Consider the following 20854-nt stretch of genomic DNA (forward strand, 5'->3'; position numbering starts at 1 on the left):
GACCGGGCCCGGCGTGTCAGAGCTTGACGGCCTTCTTCAGCGCGCGGGCCCGCCGTACCACCCGCCGTGCCGTCGCGTTGCGCGGCAGGAACGACAGGCGTTGGGGGATACCGCCCGGCAGGCCCAGCACGGTCAGCCGACGGCGCTTGAAGTACGGCTGGAGGAACGGGCCGTAGTGCTGGGCGAGGAAGCGTTCGGTCGTCCGGCGCAGCTCCGGGTAGATCTGCGGCTGCATCGCGAAGCTCATGGCGGAGACGAGCCCTTGGAGCAGCTCGGCCGGGAAGTCCCCACCGGCCGCGCCGCTTCCCTCGGCCCTCTCGACCGCACCCTCGGTCACCTTCTCGGCCGTCCCCCCGGTCGTCCCCCCGGCTGTCCCCCCGGCCTCCCCCAGCCCCGGCAACAGCGCGTGCGACAGCGCCACCGGCACCCGGTTGCTGTTCTGGAACGGGGCCAGCCGCTCCAGGAGCATCTCGGTGCCGAGCCGCGCCACCGGCAGGTCGTACAGCGCCGACGCCGTGAACAGCGCGGTCGAGAAGCAGCCGACGACCAGCGCCGGGCTGGTCCTCTCGTAGAGGACCTCGGCGAGGACGGGGGTGTCCAGGACGGTGAGCCGGACGCCCAGTCTCTCCGCCTCCGCCTCCAGGGCGAGACCGTAGCTCGCGGGGGCGGTGGGGTGGGGCTTGAAGACCAGGGAGCGGTGGCCGAGGGCGACGGCCCCGCGCATCATCCGCAGATGGAGGTCCTCCTCCTCGGCGGCGGAGAGGATGTTCAGCGCGGAGAGGTACTGCCCCAGCAGCAGCGCCGAGTTGTCGGGCACCTCGGGCAGCCCGTGCAGGGCGATCAGCTCATCGGCGGTGAGGGTGCTGAGCACCTTCAGGAAGGCCCGGGTCGGCACGGTCTGCGCGGGTACGTCGAACTCGGTCAGCAGCATCGGCTTCAGCCCCGGCACCAGGTCCAGGTGGAGCAGTCGCACCACCCGCGTGCCGACCAGCGGGTCGATCTTGTTGCGGGTGGGGCCGTAGCTCATCAGGCCGTCGGCGTACGCGTGCACGGGCGCGCCGGTGAAGATCTGGGCCAGCGACAGCGACGGGTTGACCTGGAGGGACTCCATGACCAGCTCGACGTCGTCGGACTCCAGGTCCCACAGCATCCGCAGATACCGCTCCAGGAGCGGCATGTCGTCGGCCCGCGGCGACCACGCGCCGGGGTGGAAGGGCCGGATGGCGTCGTTGAAGGAGACTACCTCGTCGAAGTGGTCGCGCAGCGCCTCGAAGCCCGGCATCCGGTCGACGCCGGGCGTGGTCTCCGGGGTGGCGGAGTTGTTGAAGACCAGCAGCATCCTGCGGTCCGGCTCGCTGAACAGGTCGGACTCGATCGCCGCGACGAGCGTGGCGGTGCCGTAGAGCGTGGAGACACAGAAGATCTGAGTCGTACGAGGGCGCTCGGAACCGGGTCCGGCAGCAAGGGAGCCGGACGTACCGGGGCCGGTGGTGGGGGAGTCGGTCGTACCGGACATCAGGCTGCCGCCTTCGCTGTGGTGACCCGGCGCCGCAGCCGGCGCAGCTTGTTGGAGCGGTTCAGGTCCATGGTGTCGAGCACCTCGCCCAGCATGTCCTGAGGCATCCGCTTTATCGCCGCCGCGCTCATCGACCGCAACTGCTTGGCCACCGACGGCTCGAACTTCTCGATCTCCGAGAGATGGTGGGCGATGATCGCCAGATAGGTGCGGACGGCCTTGGGCAGCAGCTGGGCCGCGTCCCGGTCGGCGGCCGTCTCCTCGATCACCTCGTCGAAGGCGCGGATGAAGTCCAGCTGGCGGACATCACCGATCTGGGTGAGCGAACTGGCCACCCCCCGGCGGTAGAAGACGCCCAGCAGGTTGACCACCGCGAACGACTCGGCCTCCCGGTGCAGCTGCCAGATCCAGGGCCGGTCCTCGGCGGTGCGCAGCCCGTCCGTGAAGTGCAGCAGGCCCCGGTCCCGCAGCCTGCGGTGGTAGGCGCCGGCCCAGGCGTAGGCGTAGTCGACCGAGGTGGAGCGGTCCGCGGGCAGGATCGCCGCGCGCGGGTCGAGGACCCGGCCCCGCAGCCCCACCGGCACCCGGTGCACGGAGCGGGCGCGCGCCTTGGCCTGGACGTGATCGGTGCGGATGAAATCGCAGCCCAGCCTCTCCAGGGCGCCGACCAGCTCGCTCAGATATCCCTCGGCGAGCCAGTCGTCGCCGTCCAGGAAGGTCAGATACTCGCCGTCGGCCGCGTCCAGCCCGGTGTTGCGGGCGGTGGCCAGACCGCCGTTCTGCTCATGGCGGAGGAATTTCACCTGGGCCACCGCGGAGAGTTCTTCGGCCGCGCGTTCGAGAATGGCCGGTGTCTCGTCCTTCGAGCAATCGTCCACCAGAACGAATTCGAAGTCGCTCCTGGCGTTCATCCGAAGACTTCTGAGGGTGTCGGGGGCGTATTGCTGCACGTTGTAGAACGGCACGATCACGGAAAGCTTGGGCACCCGAGAAAGCCTAGGAGGCGGCCCCGCTGCGAAACTTTCCGATGGGCATACGGAAGGTGAACTCAATGTGTCGGAACGGTGCATCCCGTGTACTTTCTCGGCTACGACGAGCCAGTTCGGCTTTCGGTGGGCTGCTGTTAACTTTTTGTTGTGTCGCGGTTCGGCCACAACTAGGAATTGCTTTCTAGCGTCTTGGGCGTGCCACCAAGTACAACGAAGCCACCGCGTATCGCCGTACTCGCGGACTCGGACACCCGCTGGAAATGGGGTGCCCTGACCGCGCGCCGTATCGCCCCGGGTCCGTCCATGGAAGCCGCATCGGGCGACGGCTCGCAAGTCCCGCCCGTGCTGGACGGATTTCTGCTGCGCGGACGGTCCACCCCCACCCCCCGGCAACTCGCCGAGGTCGGCGTCCCGGCCGACTCCCTGCGCGAGGTCACGGCCGTCGAGTTCCTGCGGACCATGGCGCAGGAGTCGTACGACGTACTCGTCCTCTCCCTCGTCGGCGGCGGGGTGCAGGCGATGCTGCACGGCCTGCGGCGGGTGTGGGAGGACCGCGCCGACCGGCCCGTGGTCGTCACCGGCTATGTGGGCGTCGTCTACGAGAAACTCGCCGACGGCCTGCTGCTGCGGCACGGCGCCGACCTGGTCCTCGCCAACTCCCGCCAGGACGCCGAGCGTTTCCGCGCGGTGTACGAGGGGGTCGGCGCCGACGCCTCGTCGGTGACCGAGGTGGCCCTCCCCTTCCTCGGCGGCGCCCCCTACACCGGCGACCACGGCCACCCGTACACCGTCGTCTTCGCCGCCCAGCCCTCCGTACCGGACAGCCGCAAGGACCGTACGTACCTGCTGGAGCGGCTGGTCCGGCACGCGCGCCTGCACCCCGACCGCGAGGTGCTGCTCAAACTGCGCTCCAAGCCCGGCGAGCACACCACCCACATCGAGGAACTCCCGTACCAGAAGCTGGCCCAGCGCCTCGGTGAGCTGCCCCCCAACTTCCGCCTCGTGTACGGCAACATGGGCGAGGTCCTCGACCGCACCGACCTGCTCGTCACGGTCAGCTCGACGGCCGCGCTGGAATCGCTGCACCGCCGCGTCCCCACCGTCGTCCTCACCGACCTCGGCGTCCGCGAGACCCTCGGCAACCACCACTTCGTCGGCTCCGGCTGCCTCGCCTCCTGGGAACAACTCGACGCCGGACACCGGCCCGCGCCCGACGCCGAGTGGGTCGACCGGCAGGGCGTGGCCGCCGAAGGCTCCTACGGGACCGCCTTCGACGCCGCCCGCGAGCGCATCGCCAAGCTGCTCGACCGGCCCGGCGGACTCGCGCCGCTCACGCCGTACTACACCGCCGCGACCGCGCCCGGCTATCTGCCCGGCATCCTCGCCCGCCACCACCTCGGCCCCGACGGCACCGCGCTGCCCGGCGCCCCCGCGCACGACCGGGACCCCGGACCGGTCCGGCAGATAGTGCGCCGCGCCGCACGCGGCGCCTACCGGCACGGCGTCCAGCGGGTCGCTCCCGTCATCCGGCGGATGGGGGAGCTGTGAGCCGCACCCACCCTGCGCAAGGAGTACATCCCATGTCACACCCCGAGACGGGCCGACCGAGCAGCGCGGGCCGGCAGCGGGACCCCGCCGACGTGCGCCGGGTCCTCGCCGTGATCCCCGCCCGCGGCGGCTCCAAGGGCGTGCCCGCGAAGAACCTCGCCTCCGTCGGCGGGGTCCCGCTGGTGGCCCGCGCGGTCCGCGAGTGCGCCGGCAGCCGGCTGGTCACCGACGTCGTGGTCTCCACCGACGACCAGGCCATCGCCGCCGCCGCCCGCCAGGCCGGCGCCGAGGTGGTGCTGCGGCCCGCCGCCATCGCCGGGGACACCGCCACCTCCGAGGCGGCCGTCCGGCACGCCATGGACGCCCACGAGGCCCTGCACGGCGCCCCCGTCGACGTCGTCCTCCTCGTCCAGTGCACCAGCCCCTTCCTGATCCGCGAGGACATCGACGGCGTCGTCGCCGCGATCCTCGACCACGGCGCCGACACCGCCGTCACCGTCGCCCCCTTCCACGGCTTCATCTGGCGCAACGCCGACGACGAGGCGTCCGACCTGGGCGCCGAACCCACCGGCGGCTACGGCGTCAACCACGACAAATCCGTCCGCCCGCGCCGCCAGGACCGCCCCCAGGACTTCCTGGAGACCGGCGCCGCCTACGCCATGGACGCGGCCGGGTTCCGTACGCACGGCCACCGCTTCTTCGGCCGCACCGAGCTGGTGCGCACCGACGCCGCGCGCGTCCTGGAGATCGACGACCCGCACGAGCTGGCCCGCGCCCGCGCGCTCGCCCCGCTCTTCGACGCCGACCGGCCCGGCACACTGCCGACCGCCGACGACATCGACGCGGTCGTCCTCGACTTCGACGGCACCCAGACCGACGACCGGGTGCTGATCGACTCCGACGGACGGGAGTTCGTCTCCGTCCACCGCGGTGACGGGCTCGGCGTCGCCGCGCTGCGCAGGAGCGGCCTGAAGATGCTGATCCTGTCCACCGAGCAGAACCCGGTCGTCGCCGCCCGCGCCCGCAAGCTCAAGATCCCCGTGGCGCACGGCATCGACCGCAAGGACCTCGCACTCAAGCAGTGGTGCGAGGAGCAGGGCATCGCGCCCGAGCGCGTGCTCTACGTCGGCAACGACGTCAACGACCTGCCGTGCTTCGCCCTCGTGGGCTGGCCGGTCGCGGTCGCGAGCGCCCACGACGTCGTGCGCGGCGCCGCACGCGCGGTCACCACCGTGCCCGGCGGTGACGGCGCGATCCGGGAGATCGCCGGCTGGATCCTCGGTCCCTCTCTCGACACTCTCGACAAGTAAGGAACCCCCACCGCCATGAGCAGCTTCCCCTCCCACTCCCGCGTCCGCACCTTCGGCTCGCGTGAGGTCGGCCCCGGCAGGCCCGTCTACGTCTGCGGCGAGATCGGCATCAACCACAACGGTGAGCTGGACAACGCCTTCAAGCTGATCGACGTGGCCGCCGAGGCCGGCTGCGACGCGGTCAAGTTCCAGAAGCGCACCCCGGAGATCTGCACCCCGCGTGACCAGTGGGACATCGAGCGCGACACGCCCTGGGGCCGGATGACGTACATCGACTACCGCCACCGCGTCGAGTTCGGTGAGGCCGAGTACCGCCAGATCGACGCGTACTGCAAGGAGAAGGGGATCGACTGGTTCGCCTCCCCGTGGGACACCGAGGCCGTCGCCTTCCTGGAGAAGTTCGACGTCCCCGCCCACAAGGTGGCCTCCGCCTCCCTCACCGACGACGAACTGCTGCGCGCCCTGCGGGGCACGGGCCGCGCGGTCATCCTCTCCACCGGTATGTCGACCCCGCGCCAGATCCGCCACGCGGTGGAGGTCCTCGGCTCGGACAACATCCTGCTCTGCCACGCCACCTCCACCTACCCCGCGAAGGCCGAGGAGCTGAACCTCCGGGTGATCAACACCCTGGAGAAGGAGTACCCGAACGTCCCGATCGGCTACTCCGGCCACGAGACCGGCCTCCAGACCACCCTCGCCGCGGTCGCGCTCGGCGCCGTGTTCGTCGAGCGCCACATCACCCTGGACCGCGCGATGTGGGGCTCCGACCAGGCCGCCTCCGTCGAGCCGCAGGGCCTGACCCGCCTGGTCCGCGACATCCGCACCATCGAGGCGTCCCTCGGCGACGGCGTCAAGAAGGTCTACGACTCCGAACTGGGCCCGATGAAGAAGCTGCGCCGGGTGCCGGGTGTCGTCGCCCAGGCGGACATCGCGGCGGCGGCGGGCGAGCCGGTCGCCGTCTGACCCACCGGCCCCGTGCCAGGGGGCGTGCGCCCGGACCCACCACCGGCCACGCCCCCGCCCCCTTCCCTCTCCCCTTCCCTCTCCGCTTTCTCCGCTCCACCCCTTTCTGCGCTTCACCCACATCTCCGCTCCACCCATCTCACTGACAACGCCATACGACGGGACGGTCGTACGAGGATGAGCCCCCGCGCCGCAGTGCCCGGCCCCCGCTCCGCCGAACAACGCACACTCGCGTTCGTCGAGAGCCCGGTACAGCTCCTGAACGTGCTGGAGTGGGCGCACACGCAGACGCCCGGCGCGGGGCTGACCCTCGTCGTCCTCTCCCCCCTCGACCCCATGACCCGGGGCCAGTTGCGCCGGATGGCCGAGCTGGCGCGGGAGGAGGGCCACGAGGTGCGCTGGGAGGAGGCGCGCGGCGGCAGCGCGGCCCCCTTCCAGACGGTGGGCGGGCTGATGGGCGCGCTGCGCCGGGCCGACCGGATCGTCATGGGCGACCCGTTCTCCCGCTACGTCCAACTGCTGCTGACCATCACCCGCGCCCGGGACCTGGTCGTGGTGGACGACGGCACGGCGACGATGGAGTTCGTGACCCAGCTCGCCCGGGGCGAACGCCTGGTGCGCTGGCACCGCAAGGGGCACCGCCAGGGTCCCCGGGACCTGCTCTTCGCCCCGGTGTCGTCGGCGGCGAGACGCCGGCTGACGCCGATGGCGGACCGCCGGGTGGAGATCTTCTCCTCCATGCCGATCGAGGAGTCACCGCGGGGCGTGACGGTGACACCGCACGACTTCTCCTGGACCCGCGCCCGCTTCGGCCCGCCCCGCATCACGAAGGGCGCGGACATGGTGGGCACGTCCCTGGTGGAGACGGGTGTGGTGGACGGCGAGCGCTATCTGGACGCGGTCCGCACCCTGGCCGGGACCCACGGCGCCACCCGCTACTTCGCCCACCGCCGCGAGAGCGCCGACAAGCTCCACCGCCTCGCCGTGGAGACCGGCCTGGAGATCGTCCGCCCCGAACTCCCCCTGGAACTCGTCGCCCGCCGGGGCCCGGTCGGCCGTACGATCCTCAGCTTCCCCTCGACCGTCGTCCACACCCTCCCCCTCGCCCTGGCCGGTACGGAGGTGAAGGTGGCCGTCTGCGACATCGACCCCGCCTGGCTCACCCGGCACGCGTCCCCCCGGGCCCAGGGCTTCCTCTCCGGAGTGACCGGCACGGCCCGGGACATCCACCGCCTCCAGGCCGTACGGACCGCCTGACCGGCGGCGGACCCGCCGGGGGTGCCCCGAACGGCCGGAGCGCCCCCCCCGGCGGGCCTGGGGACGGGCCCGGTCCTCGCCGACCCCCGGAGCGGGTGTCAGTACGGCGATGTCACCACACCAGGCCGCCGTCCACCCGGATGTTCTGCCCCGTGACCCAGCCGCCGTCGGGGCCGACCAGGAAGGCCACCATGTTGGCGATGTCCGTGGGGCGGCCCAGGGCGCCCAGCGGGGTCTGGCGGGCCACCTCCGCGCGGGCCTCGTCCGTGGTCGCGCCGCGCAGCATCCCGTGGGCGCCGCTGTCCGTCGGGCCGGGGGAGACCACGTTGACGGTGATGCCCCGTCCGCCGAGTTCACGGGTGGCGATCCAGGTGACCTGTTCCAGCGCCGCCTTGCTCGCCGCGTACACGGCCTCCTCCTGCCGCGGCCACCGGGTGGTGACCGTCGAGATGTTCACGATCCGGCCGCCCTCCGTCATCCGTCCGGCGGCGTGCTGGAGGGCGAAGAACGGGGCCTTGGTGTTCACCGCGATCTGCCGGTCGAAGTCTTCCTCGCTGGTCGAACCGATGGGCGTGTGTAAGAACGTTCCCGCGTTGTTCACCAGAATGTCGAGCCGCGGCCCGAAGTGTTCGTCGGCGGCGAGAAACAGCTTCTCGATGTGATCGAGATCGGTGAGTTCGGCGCGCTCCGCCCATACGGTGCCGCCGGCCCCGGTGATTTCCTCGACCGTTTCCCGCGCGGCGTCGCCGTCATGGCCGTAGCTGAATACCACGGCCGCTCCGTCCCCGGTCAGCCGCCGTACGATCGCCCGGCCGATACCCCGTGACCCCCCGGTCACCACGGCGGTCGCACCGGCCAGCGGCCGGATCTGCTCGGTACTCATCACCCTTGATTCCTCTCGTGTCCCTGACAGACCCCCCGTACTGCCATTAGGGCATGCCGGTGAAGAGGGGCGCCAAGAACAGCCGAATACTTTGGGAGAGTCGGCGGATTGCAAGTCGGCGCGGCGAGGGAATGCATATTCACAGCCGACACGTTCTTTACTTCACGGGATCCTTATCCTTTTCACCGAAATCCCGCACATTCCTCACAGGGGATCAGAGCGGCCAGTGCGTCCTGCGCGTCCTGTGCGTCCTGTGCGTCGGCAGGGTCGAGAACGAGGGTCCGGCCGTGCCCCTCCGGGGCCAGGACGACGTACGCCTCCGCGAGGTACGACAGCCCGCCCCACGGTTCGCGGCCGTGGGCGCGGGCGAGGAGGCGTCCGCACGAGGGCGGGGTACGGGTGATCCACGGGACCAGGACGAGGGCCGAGAGGTCCGGCCGTCCCGCGACGGCGCCGGCCGGCAGCGGTGCCGTCTCCGGCGCCCGCAGCAGCCGTACCGGGGAGGCGTCTCCCGGCAGCGGGCGGCACCCGGCGATCCCGGTCTCCAGGGCCTCCCGTACGCCCCAGTCCTCCGCCGTGGCGGACAGCAGGGCGCGGGTCTCCTCGGAGATCGGGACGGACTCGTCGTCCAGGCCGGAGACGAGCAGACCGAGGCCCGCCTCCTGCTCGCCGATCGACCAGCAGTCCAGCACCTGCCCGGCCAGGTGCGGCGGGAGCAGGGCGGCCAGGGCCCGCCAGGCCCTCTCCGCCCCGTCGGGAGCCGTCGTCCGCGTCATGCCGGCGCACGCTATCGGAGTCCCGCAGCGGCGCCATGACCTCCCACAGTCGAGTTCCGGCAGATGAACACTTCAGCGGGACTTGAGGGAGGCGTGGTATCCGTGGAGGGAGGGAGACTCTCGGTAAGGGTCCTCCGGGTCCTCCGGGACTGGTCCTTCAGGGTCCTCCGGGTCCTCCGGGACTGGTCCTTCGGGACTGGCCCTGGCCCGGTTCGTGCTGGCGTTCGAACGCCGGTTCGGAGTCCGTCCGGCGGAGAAAACCGGAGAGTCTACCCGTCCAAGTCCATAGCTACGCCTCGGGCGGCCAGATTTTCTTCCCCTAACGGGCTGAAGTTTTGTTGATCGTGGGCCAGTTGGCCGCCCGGGCGGCCTACCCTTCAGAGGGTGAAGCAATTGATGTCCCCAGAGTCCGAGGTCGATCTCCCCGGGGAAGCCCTGCCCGGCACGTTGCCGGAGGCGCTGCGCACCGAACTCGTGGCGTTCCGCCGCGATCTGCACATGCACCCTGAGCTGGGCAACCAGGAGTTCCGTACCACCGCCGCGATCAAGGCCCGGCTGGAGAAGGCGGGCCTTGAGCCACGGGTGCTCGCCATGGGCACCGGACTCGTCTGTGACATCGGCGTACCGCTCGACGGCGACACCACCGCGGCCCCCTCGGGCATGCTCGCGCTGCGGGCGGACATCGACGCGCTGCCCATTCCCGACGCCAAGACGGAGTGCGCCTACCGCTCCACCGTGCCCGACCGCGCCCACGCCTGCGGCCACGACGTGCACACCACCGTCGTCCTCGGCGCCGGTCTGGTCCTCGCCGAGCTGCACCGGCAGGGGCGGCTGCCGCACCCGGTGCGGCTGCTCTTCCAGCCCGCCGAGGAGGTCCTTCCCGGCGGCGCCGCCGACGCCATCGAGTGCGGGGTGCTGGACGGGGTCGCGCGGATCATCGCCGTGCACTGCGACCCGCGCGTGGACGCGGGCCGGATCGGGCTGCGCAGCGGCGCCATCACCTCCGCCTGCGACCGGCTGGAGATCGCCCTGGACGGGCCCGGCGGCCACACCGCGAGGCCCCATCTGACGACCGACCTGGTGACGGCGGTCGCCCGGGTCGTCACCGACGTACCGGCCCTGGTCGCCCGGCGGGTGGACACCCGCAGCGGGCTCGCCGTGACGTGGGGCCGGATCGAGTCCGGGCACGCCCCGAACGTGATCCCGCAGCACGCCGAGCTGTCCGGGACCGTACGCTGCCTGGACCTCGACGCCTGGCGGCAGGCCCCCGACATCGTCCACGCCGCGATCGACGAGGTCGCCAATCTGCACCGCGCCAAGTCGGAGATCACCTACGTCCGTGGCGTCCCGCCGGTGGTGAACGACGCGGCGGTGACCGAACTGCTGCGCGACGCGATGACCGTGCGGCGCGGTGCGACCTCCGTCGAGAGCACCGACCAGAGCCTCGGCGGCGAGGACTTCTCCTGGTACCTGGAACGGGTCCCGGGCGCGATGGCCCGCCTCGGCGTGCGCGCCCCGGGCGAGCGCACCGTACGCGACCTCCACCAGGGCGACTTCGACGTGGACGAACACGCGATCACCGTGGGCGTGGAACTCTTCACAGCAGCAGCCCTGATCACCCCCTGACCCCGACCCACCGGGCGGGCCGGTCGCATCGGCGGGCCGCCCGGATTCGGCCGGAAACCCCACCCCCGATGTCCGACGCACACCTTTCGAGCCGGTGGTTCACAAGGACGTAACCGGCCATCGGCACGAATGGATAACGGCCAGGCTGTACCCCGTTCCCAGGAGTGTCTACGCGCGTTAATGTGCGCCGAACCCAGCACCCAGGGCGGGGCTTTGATGAATGGGGAATTCGGATGCGTCGGATATCCAGACTGACCCGCGTCGCGGTGGGGGTCGCGTCGCTCGCGCTGGCCGCCACGGCCTGCGGAGGAACCAGCAGCGAAGGCGGCTCGGACGACGAGTCGGCCAAGGAGGACCTCGGTCTCGCGATCGCGTACGACATCGGCGGCAAGGGCGACCAGTCCTTCAACGACGCCGCGTACGCCGGTCTGGACAAGGCCCAGAAGGAGTTCGGCTACAAGACCGCCGACGTGGAGCCCACCGAGGGCGAGACCGACGCCGACAAGGAGCAGCGCCTCGCGTCGCTCGCCCGGCAGGGCTACAACCCGGTGATCGGTGTCGGCTTCGCCTACGGCCCCGCCATGGAAGCCGTGGCCAAGGACTACCCGGACACCACCTTCGGCATCGTGGACTCCGTGGTCGAGGGCGCGAACGTCGCCTCGCTGGTCTTCGCCGAGGAGCAGGCGTCGTACCTCGCCGGGGTCGCCGCCGCCAAGGCCACCAAGACCAACACCGTCGGCTTCGTCGGCGGCGTGGACATCCCGCTGATCCAGAAGTTCGAGGCCGGCTACAAGCAGGGCGTCGAGGAGACCAGCGGCGGCAAGGTCAAGGTCGTCTCGCAGTATCTGACGCAGACCGCCGAGGAAGGCGGCTTCTCCAGCCCGGACAAGGGCAAGGCCGCCGCCGAGGGCCAGATCGAGAAGAAGGCCGACGTCGTCTACCAGGCCGCCGGTCTCTCCGGCCAGGGTGTGATCGAGGCCGCCGCCAAGGCCAAGGTCTGGGCGATCGGGGTCGACTCCGACCAGTACAAGCAGGAGGCGCTGGCGGCGTACAAGGACTACATCCTGACCTCCGCGCTCAAGGACGTCGGCGGCGCCGTATACGCGCTGGCCAAGTCTGTGGAGGACAAGAAGCCGCTGACCGGCACCCAGACCTTCGACCTCAAGGTGGAGGGCGTCGGCCTCGCCGAGAGCAACCCGAAGCTCGCCGAGATCGAGGGCCTGACCGACGCCGTCACCAAGGCGCAGGAAGACATCATCGCCGGCACGATCACGGTCCGCACCGAGTAGGGGAGAACCCCCGACCCGAGGAGGGGCAGCGCTCTGCGAAAGCGTGCGCACACCGCGCCCAAGTGGGCGAATATCTCCTCAGTTGGGTAAAAACTAGCCAGGGTAGTAGGTCCCGTACGAAGCGGGCGGACGCCACTTGTGTCCGTCCGCTTCGCCGGTTCCGCCGCAGGTCCCCGGGGCCTCCCACCGTCCACCCCGCCCCTTTGCGACCGGCAACCCCCGCCGGTGCCGTCACGGCGCCTTGGGGCACGGGCGCATAACAAGGTGGACAGAAGGGGTTTTCAGGCTGGTCTACGCGCGTTAATCTGCGGCGAAACCAGCGCCGAAGCTGATCCTGGCTGAACTGTCCGGCGCTTGTACGACAGGAGCACCACTCATGCGCCGGATTTCCCGGATCACGGTCGCAGGCGCGGCGACCGCCTCGCTGGCCCTCGCCCTCGCCGCCTGCGGCGGTACCTCGACCTCCTCCAGCTCCTCCTCGGAGTCGAAGGGCGACAAGGGTCTCGCCATCGCCTACGACGTCGGCGGCAAGGGCGACCAGTCCTTCAACGACGCCGCGTACGCCGGTCTGGAGCGGGCGCAGAAGGAGTTCGGCTACAAGACCGAGGACGTCGAGCCCACCGAGGGCGAGACCGACGCGGACAAGCAGCAGCGCCTGGAGTCGCTCGCCAAGCAGGGCTACAACCCGGTCGTCGGCGTCGGCTACGCCTACGCGGCGGCCATCAAGGGCGCCGCCGAGAAGTTCCCGGACACCACCTTCGGCATCGTCGACGACTCCACCGTCGAGGCGAAGAACGTGGCCGACCTGGTCTTCTCCGAGGAGCAGGCGTCCTACCTGGCCGGCGTCGCCGCCGCCAAGAGCACCAAGACCGGCACCGTCGGCTTCGTCGGCGGCGTGGACATCCCGCTGATCCACAAGTTCCAGGCCGGCTTCGAGCAGGGCGTCAAGGCGACCGACCCGAAGGTCAAGGTCCTCACCCAGTATCTGACGCAGACCGCCGAGGAAGGCGGCTTCTCCAGCCCGGACAAGGGCAAGACCGCCGCCGAGGGCCAGATCGAGAAGAAGGCCGACGTCGTCTACGCCGCCGCCGGTCTCTCCGGTCAGGGTGTCATCGAGGCCGCCTCCGCCAACAAGGTGTGGGCGATCGGCGTCGACTCCGACCAGTACCAGCAGGAGGCGCTCGCCCCGTACAAGGACGCCATCCTGACCTCGGCCATGAAGGACGTCGCGAAGGCCGTCTTCAACCTCGCGAAGTCCGTCGAGGACGGCACGCCGCAGACCGGTATCGTCAGGGGCGATCTGAAGACCGGTGAGGTCGGACTCTCGGACTCCAACCCGAAGTACGCGGACGACGCCGAACTCCAGGAGGCCATCGAGGCCGCCAAGGAGCAGATCATCAACGGCGAGATCCAGGTCAAGAGCAGCTGACGAGGGGCGGTAGCCAGAAGCAGCCGACAGCAGCAGCGAGCGCTCGACGGGGTACGGGGAAAGTTCTCCCTGTACCCCGTTGCTCGGTACGTCATCCCTCCGTACCTTCTTTACCTTCGTGTGCCGTAGGGGCGCTACGCGTGTAGACGACCCTCGACCCCGACCCCCGTCCACAGGGAGTGTGCGTCATCAACGCGTCCAGCAGCCCTCCGGCCCAGGCGGCGGCGGGCGGTCAGGCGACCGCCGTCGAACTCGCCGGGATCACCAAGCGCTTCCCCGGCGTCGTGGCCAACCACGACATCCACCTCACCGTCCGCAAGGGCACCGTCCACGCCCTCGTCGGGGAGAACGGCGCCGGTAAATCGACGCTGATGAAGATCCTCTACGGCATGCAGAAGCCGGACGAGGGTGTCATCGCGGTCGACGGCGAGAAGGTCACCTTCTCCTCGCCCGCCGACGCCATCGCCCGCGGCATCGGCATGGTCCACCAGCACTTCATGCTGGCCGACAACCTCACCGTGCTGGAGAACGTGGTCCTCGGCAGCGAGAAGCTGCACGGCATCGGCGCCCGCGCCCGCCGCCGGATCAAGGAACTGTCCGAGCGCTACGGCCTCGACGTCCGGCCCGACCTGCTGGTCGAGGAACTGGGCGTCGCCGCCCGCCAGCGCGTGGAGATCCTCAAGGTCCTCTACCGCGGCGCCACCACCCTGATCCTGGACGAGCCGACCGCCGTGCTCGTGCCCCAGGAGGTCGACGCCCTCTTCGACAATCTGCGCGAGCTGAAGTCCGAGGGCCTCTCCGTCATCTTCATCTCCCACAAGCTGGGCGAGGTGCTCTCCGTCGCCGACGAGATCACCGTCATACGACGCGGTACGACGGTCGGCACCGCCGTACCCGCCGAGACCACCCCGCGCCAGCTCGCCGAGATGATGGTCGGCAGCGAGCTGCCCACCCCCGAGACCGCCGAGTCCACCGTCACCGACCGGCCGGTCATCACCGTCGACCGGCTGCGCCTCGAAGCCCCCGGCGGCAAGGCCCTGCTGGACGACATCACCTTCACCATCCACGCGGGCGAGGTCCTCGGCATCGCCGGCGTCGAGGGTAACGGCCAGACCGAGCTGGTGGACGCGCTCATCGGCCTCAAGTCCGCCGACTCCGGCACCATCACCCTCGTCGAGGACGAGATCACCGGCTGGGCCACCCGCAAGCGCCGCGAGCAGGGCATCGGGTACATCCCCGAGGACCGCCACCGGCACGGTCTGCTCCTCGAAGCCCCGCTCTGGGAGAACCGCATCCTCGGCCATGTCACCGAACGCCCCAACGCCAAGGGCATCTGGCTCGACCCCAAGGCCGCGCAGGCCGACACCCGCCGGATCGTCGAGGAGTACGACGTCCGCACCCCCGGCATCGACGTCACCGCCGCCTCGCTGTCCGGCGGCAACCAGCAGAAGCTGATCGTCGGCCGCGAGATGAGCCACACGCCGCGCTTCCTGATCGCCGCGCACCCCACCCGCGGTGTGGACGTCGGCGCCCAGGCGGCGATCTGGGACCATATCCGCGAGGCCCGCCGCGAGGGCCTGGCGGTGCTGCTGATCTCCGCCGACCTGGACGAGCTGATCGGCCTCTCCGACACCCTCCGGGTGATCTACAACGGCCGTCTGGTCGCCGACGCCGACCCCGCCACCATCACCCCCGAGCAGCTCGGCTCGGCCATGACCGGTGCCTCCACCGGCCACCTGGACGAGGACAGCCCCGAGACCCTGGGGACCCCCGAGACCCTGGCAGACACCCCCGAGACCGGCACGACCGGCACGACCGGACAGACCGCACCGACGACCGCACCGACGACCGGACCGACAACCGCACCGGCGCAGTCGCAGTCGCCGTCACAGTCGCCGTCGCAGTCACAGTCGCCGTCGCCGTCCCCCGAGTCTCCGGAAGACGAGGCCCGCTGATGAAGAAGTTCGACAAGGAGCGGGTGCTCCTCGCGGTGGCCGGCCCGGTCATCGCGCTCGCCGTGGCCTTCGTGCTCAGCGCGATCGTGCTGATCGCGTCGGGCAAGAACCCGGTCGAGCCGTTCACCCTGATGTTCGAGCAGGCCGGCTTCTCCGACATCCAGGTGCTGATCATCAACCAGGCGTCGATGTACTACATCGCCGCCCTCGCGGTGGCCATCGGCTTCCGGATGAACCTGTTCAACATCGGTGTCGACGGCCAGTACCAGCTCGCCGCCATGACGGCCGCCGTCGTCGGCGCCCATCTGGACCTGCCGGCCGCCGTCCAGATCCCGCTGCTGCTGCTCACCGCCGTCCTCACCGGCGCCTTCTGGTCCGGTATCGCCGGTGTCCTCAAGGTCACCCGCGGGGTCAGCGAAGTGGTCGCCACGATCATGCTGAACGCCATCGCCACCGCCGTCATCGCCTACATGTGGCTGCCCGACGTCTTCGGCGTGAAGATCGGCAACAACAACACCACCGGCGAGATGCACGAGTCCGGCTGGGTGCCGGGCATCGACATGGGAGACGCCGGCGAGATCTACGGACTGGTCGTCCTCGCCGTACTCCTCGGCATCGGCTACTGGATCGCCCTCAACCGCACCCGCTTCGGCTTCGACCTGCGGGCCTCCGGCGCCTCGCAGACCGCCGCCGCGGCCAGCGGCGTCGACCCCAAGCGGATGGTCCTGACCGCCATGCTGATCTCCGGCGGCATCGCCGGACTCGCGGGGCTGCCGATCCTGCTCGGCGACACCCACACCTACAGCCTCAACTTCCCCACCGGCATCGGTTTCCTCGGGATCGGCATCGCCCTGCTCGGCCGCAACAACCCGGTCGGCATCGCGTTCGCCGCCCTGCTGTGGGCCTGGCTCGACAAGGCGTCGCCCGAGCTGGACTTCCATGGCTACGACAAGGAGATCGCGGTCATCATGCAGGGCCTGATCGTCCTCTCGGTCGTCGTCTCGTACGAGGCCGTCCGCGAATGGGGCCTGCGCCGCCAGCAGCGCCGGGTCGGCGCCGAACTCGCCGCCGGGCACGTCCTCGGCGCCACCGGCACCGACAACACCACGAAGGAGGTGGCTGGCCGATGACCACCGTGACCGACCTCAACCAGCCCACGCTGCAGCCCGCGGCGCCGACCGGCCGCCGCCTGTCACTGCCCGTGCTGATGCTGGTCATCGCCGGGGTACTGGCGCTGACCTCGCTGGTCCGCATCATCACCGGCGCCGACGGCATCACCAACGTCAGCCAGATGTCCACCGCCCTCCAGCTCGCTGTCCCCATCGGCCTCGCCGGTCTCGGCGGACTGTGGGCCGAGCGCGCCGGCGTCGTCAACATCGGCCTCGAAGGCATGCTGATCCTCGGCACCTGGTTCGGCGCCTGGGCCGGCTTCCAGTGGGGCCCCTGGACCGGTGTCCTCGTCGGCATCATCGGCGGCTGCCTCGGCGGTCTGCTGCACGCCATCGTCACCGTCACCTTCAACGTCAACCACATCGTCTCCGGTGTGGCCATCAACATCCTGGCCCTCGGCGCCACCCGCTACCTCGCCCCGCTCGCCTTCGAGGGCCATCAGGGCGGCTCCGCCAAGCAGTCCCCGGCCGTCGACTCCCTCGGCCACTTCACCGTGCCAGGGTTGTCCGACGCGCTCAGGGACCTCAACGAGAAGGGCTGGTTCCTGATCTCCGATCTCGCCGGACTCCTCGGCGGACTGGTCACCAACGTCTCCTGGCTGACCCTGGTCGCCGTCGCCCTGATCCCCGCCACCTGGTGGATCCTGTGGCGCACCGCGTTCGGCCTGCGGCTGCGCTCCTGCGGCGAGAACCCGGTCGCCGCCGAGTCCCTCGGCGTCAACGTCTACAAGTACAAGTACCTGGCCGTCATCATCTCCGGCGGCCTCGCGGGCCTCGGCGGGGTCTTCCTCTCCATCGTCGCCAACCCCTTCTATCTGGAGGGCCAGGTCAGCGGGCGCGGCTACATCGGCCTCGCCGCGATGATCTTCGGCAACTGGATGCCGGGCGGACTCGCCATCGGCGCGGGCCTGTTCGGCTACACCGACAGCCTCAATCTGCGCGGCGGCTCCGAGAACGTCCACGCCCTGCTGCTGCTCACCGCCCTGCTGCTGATCATCGGCGCGATCTGGATGGCCGTACGCAGGAAATTCGTCAAGGCCGGCATCACGCTGGTCATCGGCGCCCTGGTCTTCGCCTGGTACGCCGGTACCAACGAGGTGCCCAACCAGGTCGTCTCCGCCACCCCCTACGTCATCACGCTGGTCGTGCTCGCGCTCTCCGCGCAACGGCTGCGGATGCCGAAGGCGGACGGCATGCCGTACCGCAAGGGACAGGGCAAGTGACCCCGGCCGCCGGACGGACCGCCGAACGGGCGGCCGACTGGGACGCCCTGCGCGGCCTGGCCCGCGAGGCCATGACCCGCGCCTACGCCCCCTACTCGGGCTTCCCGGTCGGGGTCGCCGCGCTGGTGGACGACGGCCGCACGGTCTCCGGCTGCAATGTGGAGAACGCCAGCTACGGGCTCAGCCTGTGCGCCGAGTGCGGGCTGGTCTCCGAGCTGCAGCGCACCGGCGGCGGCCGGCTGACCCACTTCACCTGCGTCGACGGCAACGGCGACATCCTCGTCCCGTGCGGACGCTGCCGTCAGCTGCTCTACGAGTTCGGCGGCCCCGCCCTGCTGATCGAGACCCCCGAGGGCGTCCGGCCGCTCTCGGAGATGCTCCCGCAGGCGTTCGGCCCGGCGCACCTCGCCAAGTGACCCGCCCGCGGCCCCTCCGGACACCCCTCGGAGGGGCCGCACCCTTTGCGCACCCCCGCACCCCGCACCCCCGCACCCCGCCTGTCTTTTCCTGGAAGGAACCCCGTATGGCCATGGACGCCATCTCCGTCATCCGCACCAAGCGGGACCGAGGTGAACTCGGCGACGAGCAGATCGACTGGGTCATCGACGCGTACACCCGCGGCGAGGTCGCCGACGAGCAGATGTCCGCGCTCGCGATGGCCATCCTGATCAACGGCATGAACCGGCGGGAGATCGCCCGCTGGACCGCCGCGATGATCGCCTCCGGCGAGCGGATGGACTTCTCGTCGCTGTCCCGCCCGACCGCCGACAAGCACTCCACGGGCGGTGTCGGCGACAAGATCACCCTGCCGCTGGCCCCCCTGGTCGCGGCCTGCGGCGCGGCCGTCCCCCAGCTCTCCGGCCGGGGCCTCGGCCACACCGGCGGCACCCTGGACAAGCTGGAGTCGATCCCCGGCTGGCGCGCGCTGCTGTCCAACGAGGAGATGCTGTCGGTCCTGGACGGCACCGGCGCGGTGATCTGCGCGGCGGGCGACGGACTGGCCCCCGCCGACAAGAAGCTCTACGCCCTGCGCGATGTGACCGGCACGGTCGAGGCCATCCCGCTGATCGCCTCCTCCATCATGTCCAAGAAGATCGCGGAGGGTACGGGCTCCCTCGTCCTGGACGTCAAGGTCGGCTCGGGCGCCTTCATGAAGACCGTCGAGGACGCCCGCGAACTGGCCTCCACGATGGTGGGCCTGGGCCTGGACCACGGCGTCCGCACGGTCGCCCTCCTCACCGACATGGCCACCCCCCTCGGGCTGACCGCCGGCAACGCCCTGGAAGTCCGCGAGTCCGTGGAGGTCCTGGCGGGCGGCGGTCCCGCGGACGTGGTCGAGCTGACCCTGGCCCTGGCCCGCGAGATGCTCGACGCCGCCGGACTGCCGGACGCCGACCCGGCGAAGGCCCTGGCCGACGGCTCCGCCATGGACGTCTGGCGCCGCATGATCGCCGCGCAGGGCGGCGACCCGGACGCGGAACTGCCGGTGGCCCGTGAGCAGCATGTGGTGAAGGCGGGCGCCACGGGCGTCCTGACCCGTCTGGACGCGTACGGCGTCGGTGTCGCCGCCTGGCGCCTCGGCGCGGGCCGCGCCCGCAAGGAGGACCCGGTCCAGGCGGGCGCCGGAGTGGAACTCCACGCCCGCCCCGGCGACCTGGTGACCGAGGGCCAGCCCCTGCTCACCCTCCACACCGACACCCCCGACCGCTTCGACTACGCCCTCCAGTCCCTGGCGGGCGCCTACGACATCGAGGCCCCGGGAACCCCGTACGAGGCGACCCCGGTGGTGCTGGAACGTATCGCCTGACCGGGACTCCCCCCGTCCCGCCGGGCGGGACCGGTGGACCGTCACCGGCCCCGCCCGGCAGAAGAGGTGAGGGGACGTCACCCCAACAGACGTCACCCCAACAACGCGGCCACCACCACCAGAACCGGCACCGACAGCACCGTCGACAGCAGGATCGACTCGCGGGCCAGGGTCTCCCCGACGCGGTAGCGGCCGGCGTAGGTGAAGAGGTTCTGGGCGGCGGGCAGGGCCGAGGTGACGACGACGTCCAGGAGGGAGGCGCCGCGCAGCCCGAAGACACCGGCGGCCAGGGCCCAGGCGAGGGCCGGCTGGACGAAGGACTTCAGGGCGACGGCCAGCAGCACCGGGGTCCGCTCCGTGTTCCGCAGCGGGAGGGTGCTGCCGCGCAGGGAGATGCCGAAGGCCAGCAGGACCGCCGGGACGGACATGTTCCCGATCAGGACCAGCGGGTCGAGGACCGGGCCGGGCACCTCCACCCCCGTCGCCGACACCGCCACCCCGGCCAGCGAGCCGACCGCTATCGGATTGCGCAGCGGGGTGAGCATCAGCTGCCACCAAGGCCGTTTCGTCCCGCCCGCGCTCGTCAGGTCCAGGATCGTCAGCGCGACCGGTGTGACCCCGACCAACTGGAAGAGCAGCACCGGCGCCACCAGCGACGCGTCCCCCAGCACATACACCGCGATCGGGATGCCCAGATTCCCGGCGTTCACATAACTCGCGCACAGCGCGCCGATCGTCGTCCGCCCCACCCCCCAGCGGCGGACGACCGCCACCGCCACGAACACCCCCGCCACCGCCAGCGTGCTCAGCGCCGTCACCAGCAGCCGGCTGGAGAAGATCACCGAGAGGTCGGCCGCCGCGAGCGTGGTGAACAGCAGCGCGGGGGACGCCACATGGAAGGCCAGCTTGGTCAGCACCTCCCGGCCCTGCTCCCCGAGATGCCCCCGTACGTCGATCAGATATCCGACGACGATCACCACCGCGATCACCGCGAACCCGCTCAACACTCCCTGCACGGGGTCCCCCTGACGACCGGGCGGACCGCGGGCCCGCCGACGGGTATCGGGGGCGGTGATGATCCATGGGGCATACAGCCAACCCTCGGGGGCCGGAT

At 70.8% G+C, this 20854-nt stretch carries 17 protein-coding genes; 12 read left to right on the forward strand and 5 right to left on the reverse strand.

What is annotated here, in order from left to right:
• Positions 1 to 16: 16 nt before the first annotated feature.
• Together ACIQNG_RS02300 and ACIQNG_RS02305 are read right to left on the reverse strand one after the other, a co-directional pair.
• Positions 17 to 1516, reverse strand: a complete 1500-nt coding sequence (locus ACIQNG_RS02300) for an alpha-2,8-polysialyltransferase family protein (RefSeq protein WP_401482291.1) — start codon at positions 1514 to 1516, stop codon at positions 17 to 19.
• Positions 1516 to 2502 carry a glycosyltransferase family 2 protein gene (locus ACIQNG_RS02305; RefSeq protein WP_401482292.1) on the reverse strand — a complete coding sequence of 329 codons (987 nt, stop codon included), beginning with the start codon at positions 2500 to 2502 and terminating at the stop codon, positions 1516 to 1518. The genes ACIQNG_RS02300 and ACIQNG_RS02305 overlap by 1 nt, the downstream gene beginning before the upstream one ends.
• 198 nt (positions 2503 to 2700) lie before the next feature.
• Here ACIQNG_RS02305 and ACIQNG_RS02310 point away from each other — a divergent pair, with 198 nt between their 5' ends.
• The 4 genes from ACIQNG_RS02310 (at position 2701) to ACIQNG_RS02325 (ending at position 7583) form a co-directional block, all read left to right on the forward strand.
• The gene (locus ACIQNG_RS02310; RefSeq protein ID WP_401482293.1) at positions 2701 to 4053 is read left to right on the forward strand and encodes a DUF6716 putative glycosyltransferase; all 1353 of its coding nucleotides are present in this window, start codon (positions 2701 to 2703) and stop codon (positions 4051 to 4053) included.
• A 32-nt stretch (positions 4054 to 4085) separates the two neighbouring features.
• Complete coding sequence (locus ACIQNG_RS02315; RefSeq protein WP_401437372.1) at positions 4086 to 5363, forward strand: cytidylyltransferase domain-containing protein; 1278 nt, start codon at positions 4086 to 4088, stop codon at positions 5361 to 5363.
• A 15-nt stretch (positions 5364 to 5378) separates the two neighbouring features.
• Complete coding sequence (locus ACIQNG_RS02320; protein ID WP_401437370.1) at positions 5379 to 6326, forward strand: N-acetylneuraminate synthase family protein; 948 nt, start codon at positions 5379 to 5381, stop codon at positions 6324 to 6326.
• A gap of 177 nt (positions 6327 to 6503) precedes the next feature.
• Positions 6504 to 7583 (forward strand): hypothetical protein, encoded by a 1080-nt coding sequence (locus ACIQNG_RS02325; RefSeq protein ID WP_401482294.1) that lies wholly within the window; start codon positions 6504 to 6506, stop codon positions 7581 to 7583.
• Between the two features lie 112 nt (positions 7584 to 7695).
• On the opposite strand, the gene ACIQNG_RS02330 is transcribed toward ACIQNG_RS02325, so the two are convergent.
• Positions 7696 to 8466: an SDR family oxidoreductase gene (locus ACIQNG_RS02330; protein ID WP_401482295.1), complete on the reverse strand. Its 771-nt coding sequence runs from the start codon at positions 8464 to 8466 to the stop codon at positions 7696 to 7698.
• A 182-nt stretch (positions 8467 to 8648) separates the two neighbouring features.
• Positions 8649 to 9242, reverse strand: a complete 594-nt coding sequence (locus ACIQNG_RS02335; protein ID WP_401482296.1) for a hypothetical protein — start codon at positions 9240 to 9242, stop codon at positions 8649 to 8651.
• A gap of 396 nt (positions 9243 to 9638) precedes the next feature.
• Between ACIQNG_RS02335 and ACIQNG_RS02340 the strand changes: the two genes are divergently transcribed.
• The 8 genes from ACIQNG_RS02340 to ACIQNG_RS02375 all read left to right on the forward strand — a co-directional run bounded on the left by ACIQNG_RS02340 (position 9639) and on the right by ACIQNG_RS02375 (position 19740).
• Positions 9639 to 10868, forward strand: coding sequence for an amidohydrolase (locus tag ACIQNG_RS02340; protein WP_401482297.1), 1230 nt, complete (start codon positions 9639 to 9641; stop codon positions 10866 to 10868).
• Positions 10869 to 11101: 233 nt separating this feature from the next.
• A complete protein-coding gene (locus tag ACIQNG_RS02345) occupies positions 11102 to 12157 on the forward strand; it encodes a BMP family protein (RefSeq protein ID WP_401482298.1) in 1056 nt (351 codons plus the stop codon).
• Positions 12158 to 12533: 376 nt separating this feature from the next.
• On the forward strand, positions 12534 to 13586 hold the full coding sequence (locus ACIQNG_RS02350) for a BMP family protein (protein ID WP_401482299.1): 1053 nt from the start codon (positions 12534 to 12536) through the stop codon (positions 13584 to 13586).
• Positions 13587 to 13765: 179 nt separating this feature from the next.
• Positions 13766 to 15541 carry an ABC transporter ATP-binding protein gene (locus tag ACIQNG_RS02355; RefSeq protein WP_401482300.1) on the forward strand — a complete coding sequence of 592 codons (1776 nt, stop codon included), beginning with the start codon at positions 13766 to 13768 and terminating at the stop codon, positions 15539 to 15541.
• Entirely contained in the window at positions 15541 to 16671 is a 1131-nt protein-coding gene (locus ACIQNG_RS02360; protein WP_401437350.1) for an ABC transporter permease, read from the forward strand. Before ACIQNG_RS02355 ends, ACIQNG_RS02360 begins: the two co-directional genes overlap by 1 nt.
• Complete coding sequence (locus ACIQNG_RS02365; RefSeq protein WP_401437348.1) at positions 16668 to 17933, forward strand: ABC transporter permease; 1266 nt, start codon at positions 16668 to 16670, stop codon at positions 17931 to 17933. Before ACIQNG_RS02360 ends, ACIQNG_RS02365 begins: the two co-directional genes overlap by 4 nt.
• Positions 17930 to 18349, forward strand: a complete 420-nt coding sequence (locus tag ACIQNG_RS02370; RefSeq protein WP_401437345.1) for a cytidine deaminase — start codon at positions 17930 to 17932, stop codon at positions 18347 to 18349. The genes ACIQNG_RS02365 and ACIQNG_RS02370 overlap by 4 nt, the downstream gene beginning before the upstream one ends.
• 113 nt (positions 18350 to 18462) lie before the next feature.
• Positions 18463 to 19740 (forward strand): thymidine phosphorylase, encoded by a 1278-nt coding sequence (locus ACIQNG_RS02375; RefSeq protein ID WP_401482514.1) that lies wholly within the window; start codon positions 18463 to 18465, stop codon positions 19738 to 19740.
• A 92-nt stretch (positions 19741 to 19832) separates the two neighbouring features.
• On the opposite strand, the gene ACIQNG_RS02380 is transcribed toward ACIQNG_RS02375, so the two are convergent.
• Positions 19833 to 20756, reverse strand: a complete 924-nt coding sequence (locus ACIQNG_RS02380; RefSeq protein ID WP_401437340.1) for an AEC family transporter — start codon at positions 20754 to 20756, stop codon at positions 19833 to 19835.
• Positions 20757 to 20854: the final 98 nt, after the last annotated feature.

This window comes from Streptomyces sp. NPDC091377 (genome assembly GCF_044757045.1).
GTDB lineage: Bacteria > Actinomycetota > Actinomycetes > Streptomycetales > Streptomycetaceae > Streptomyces.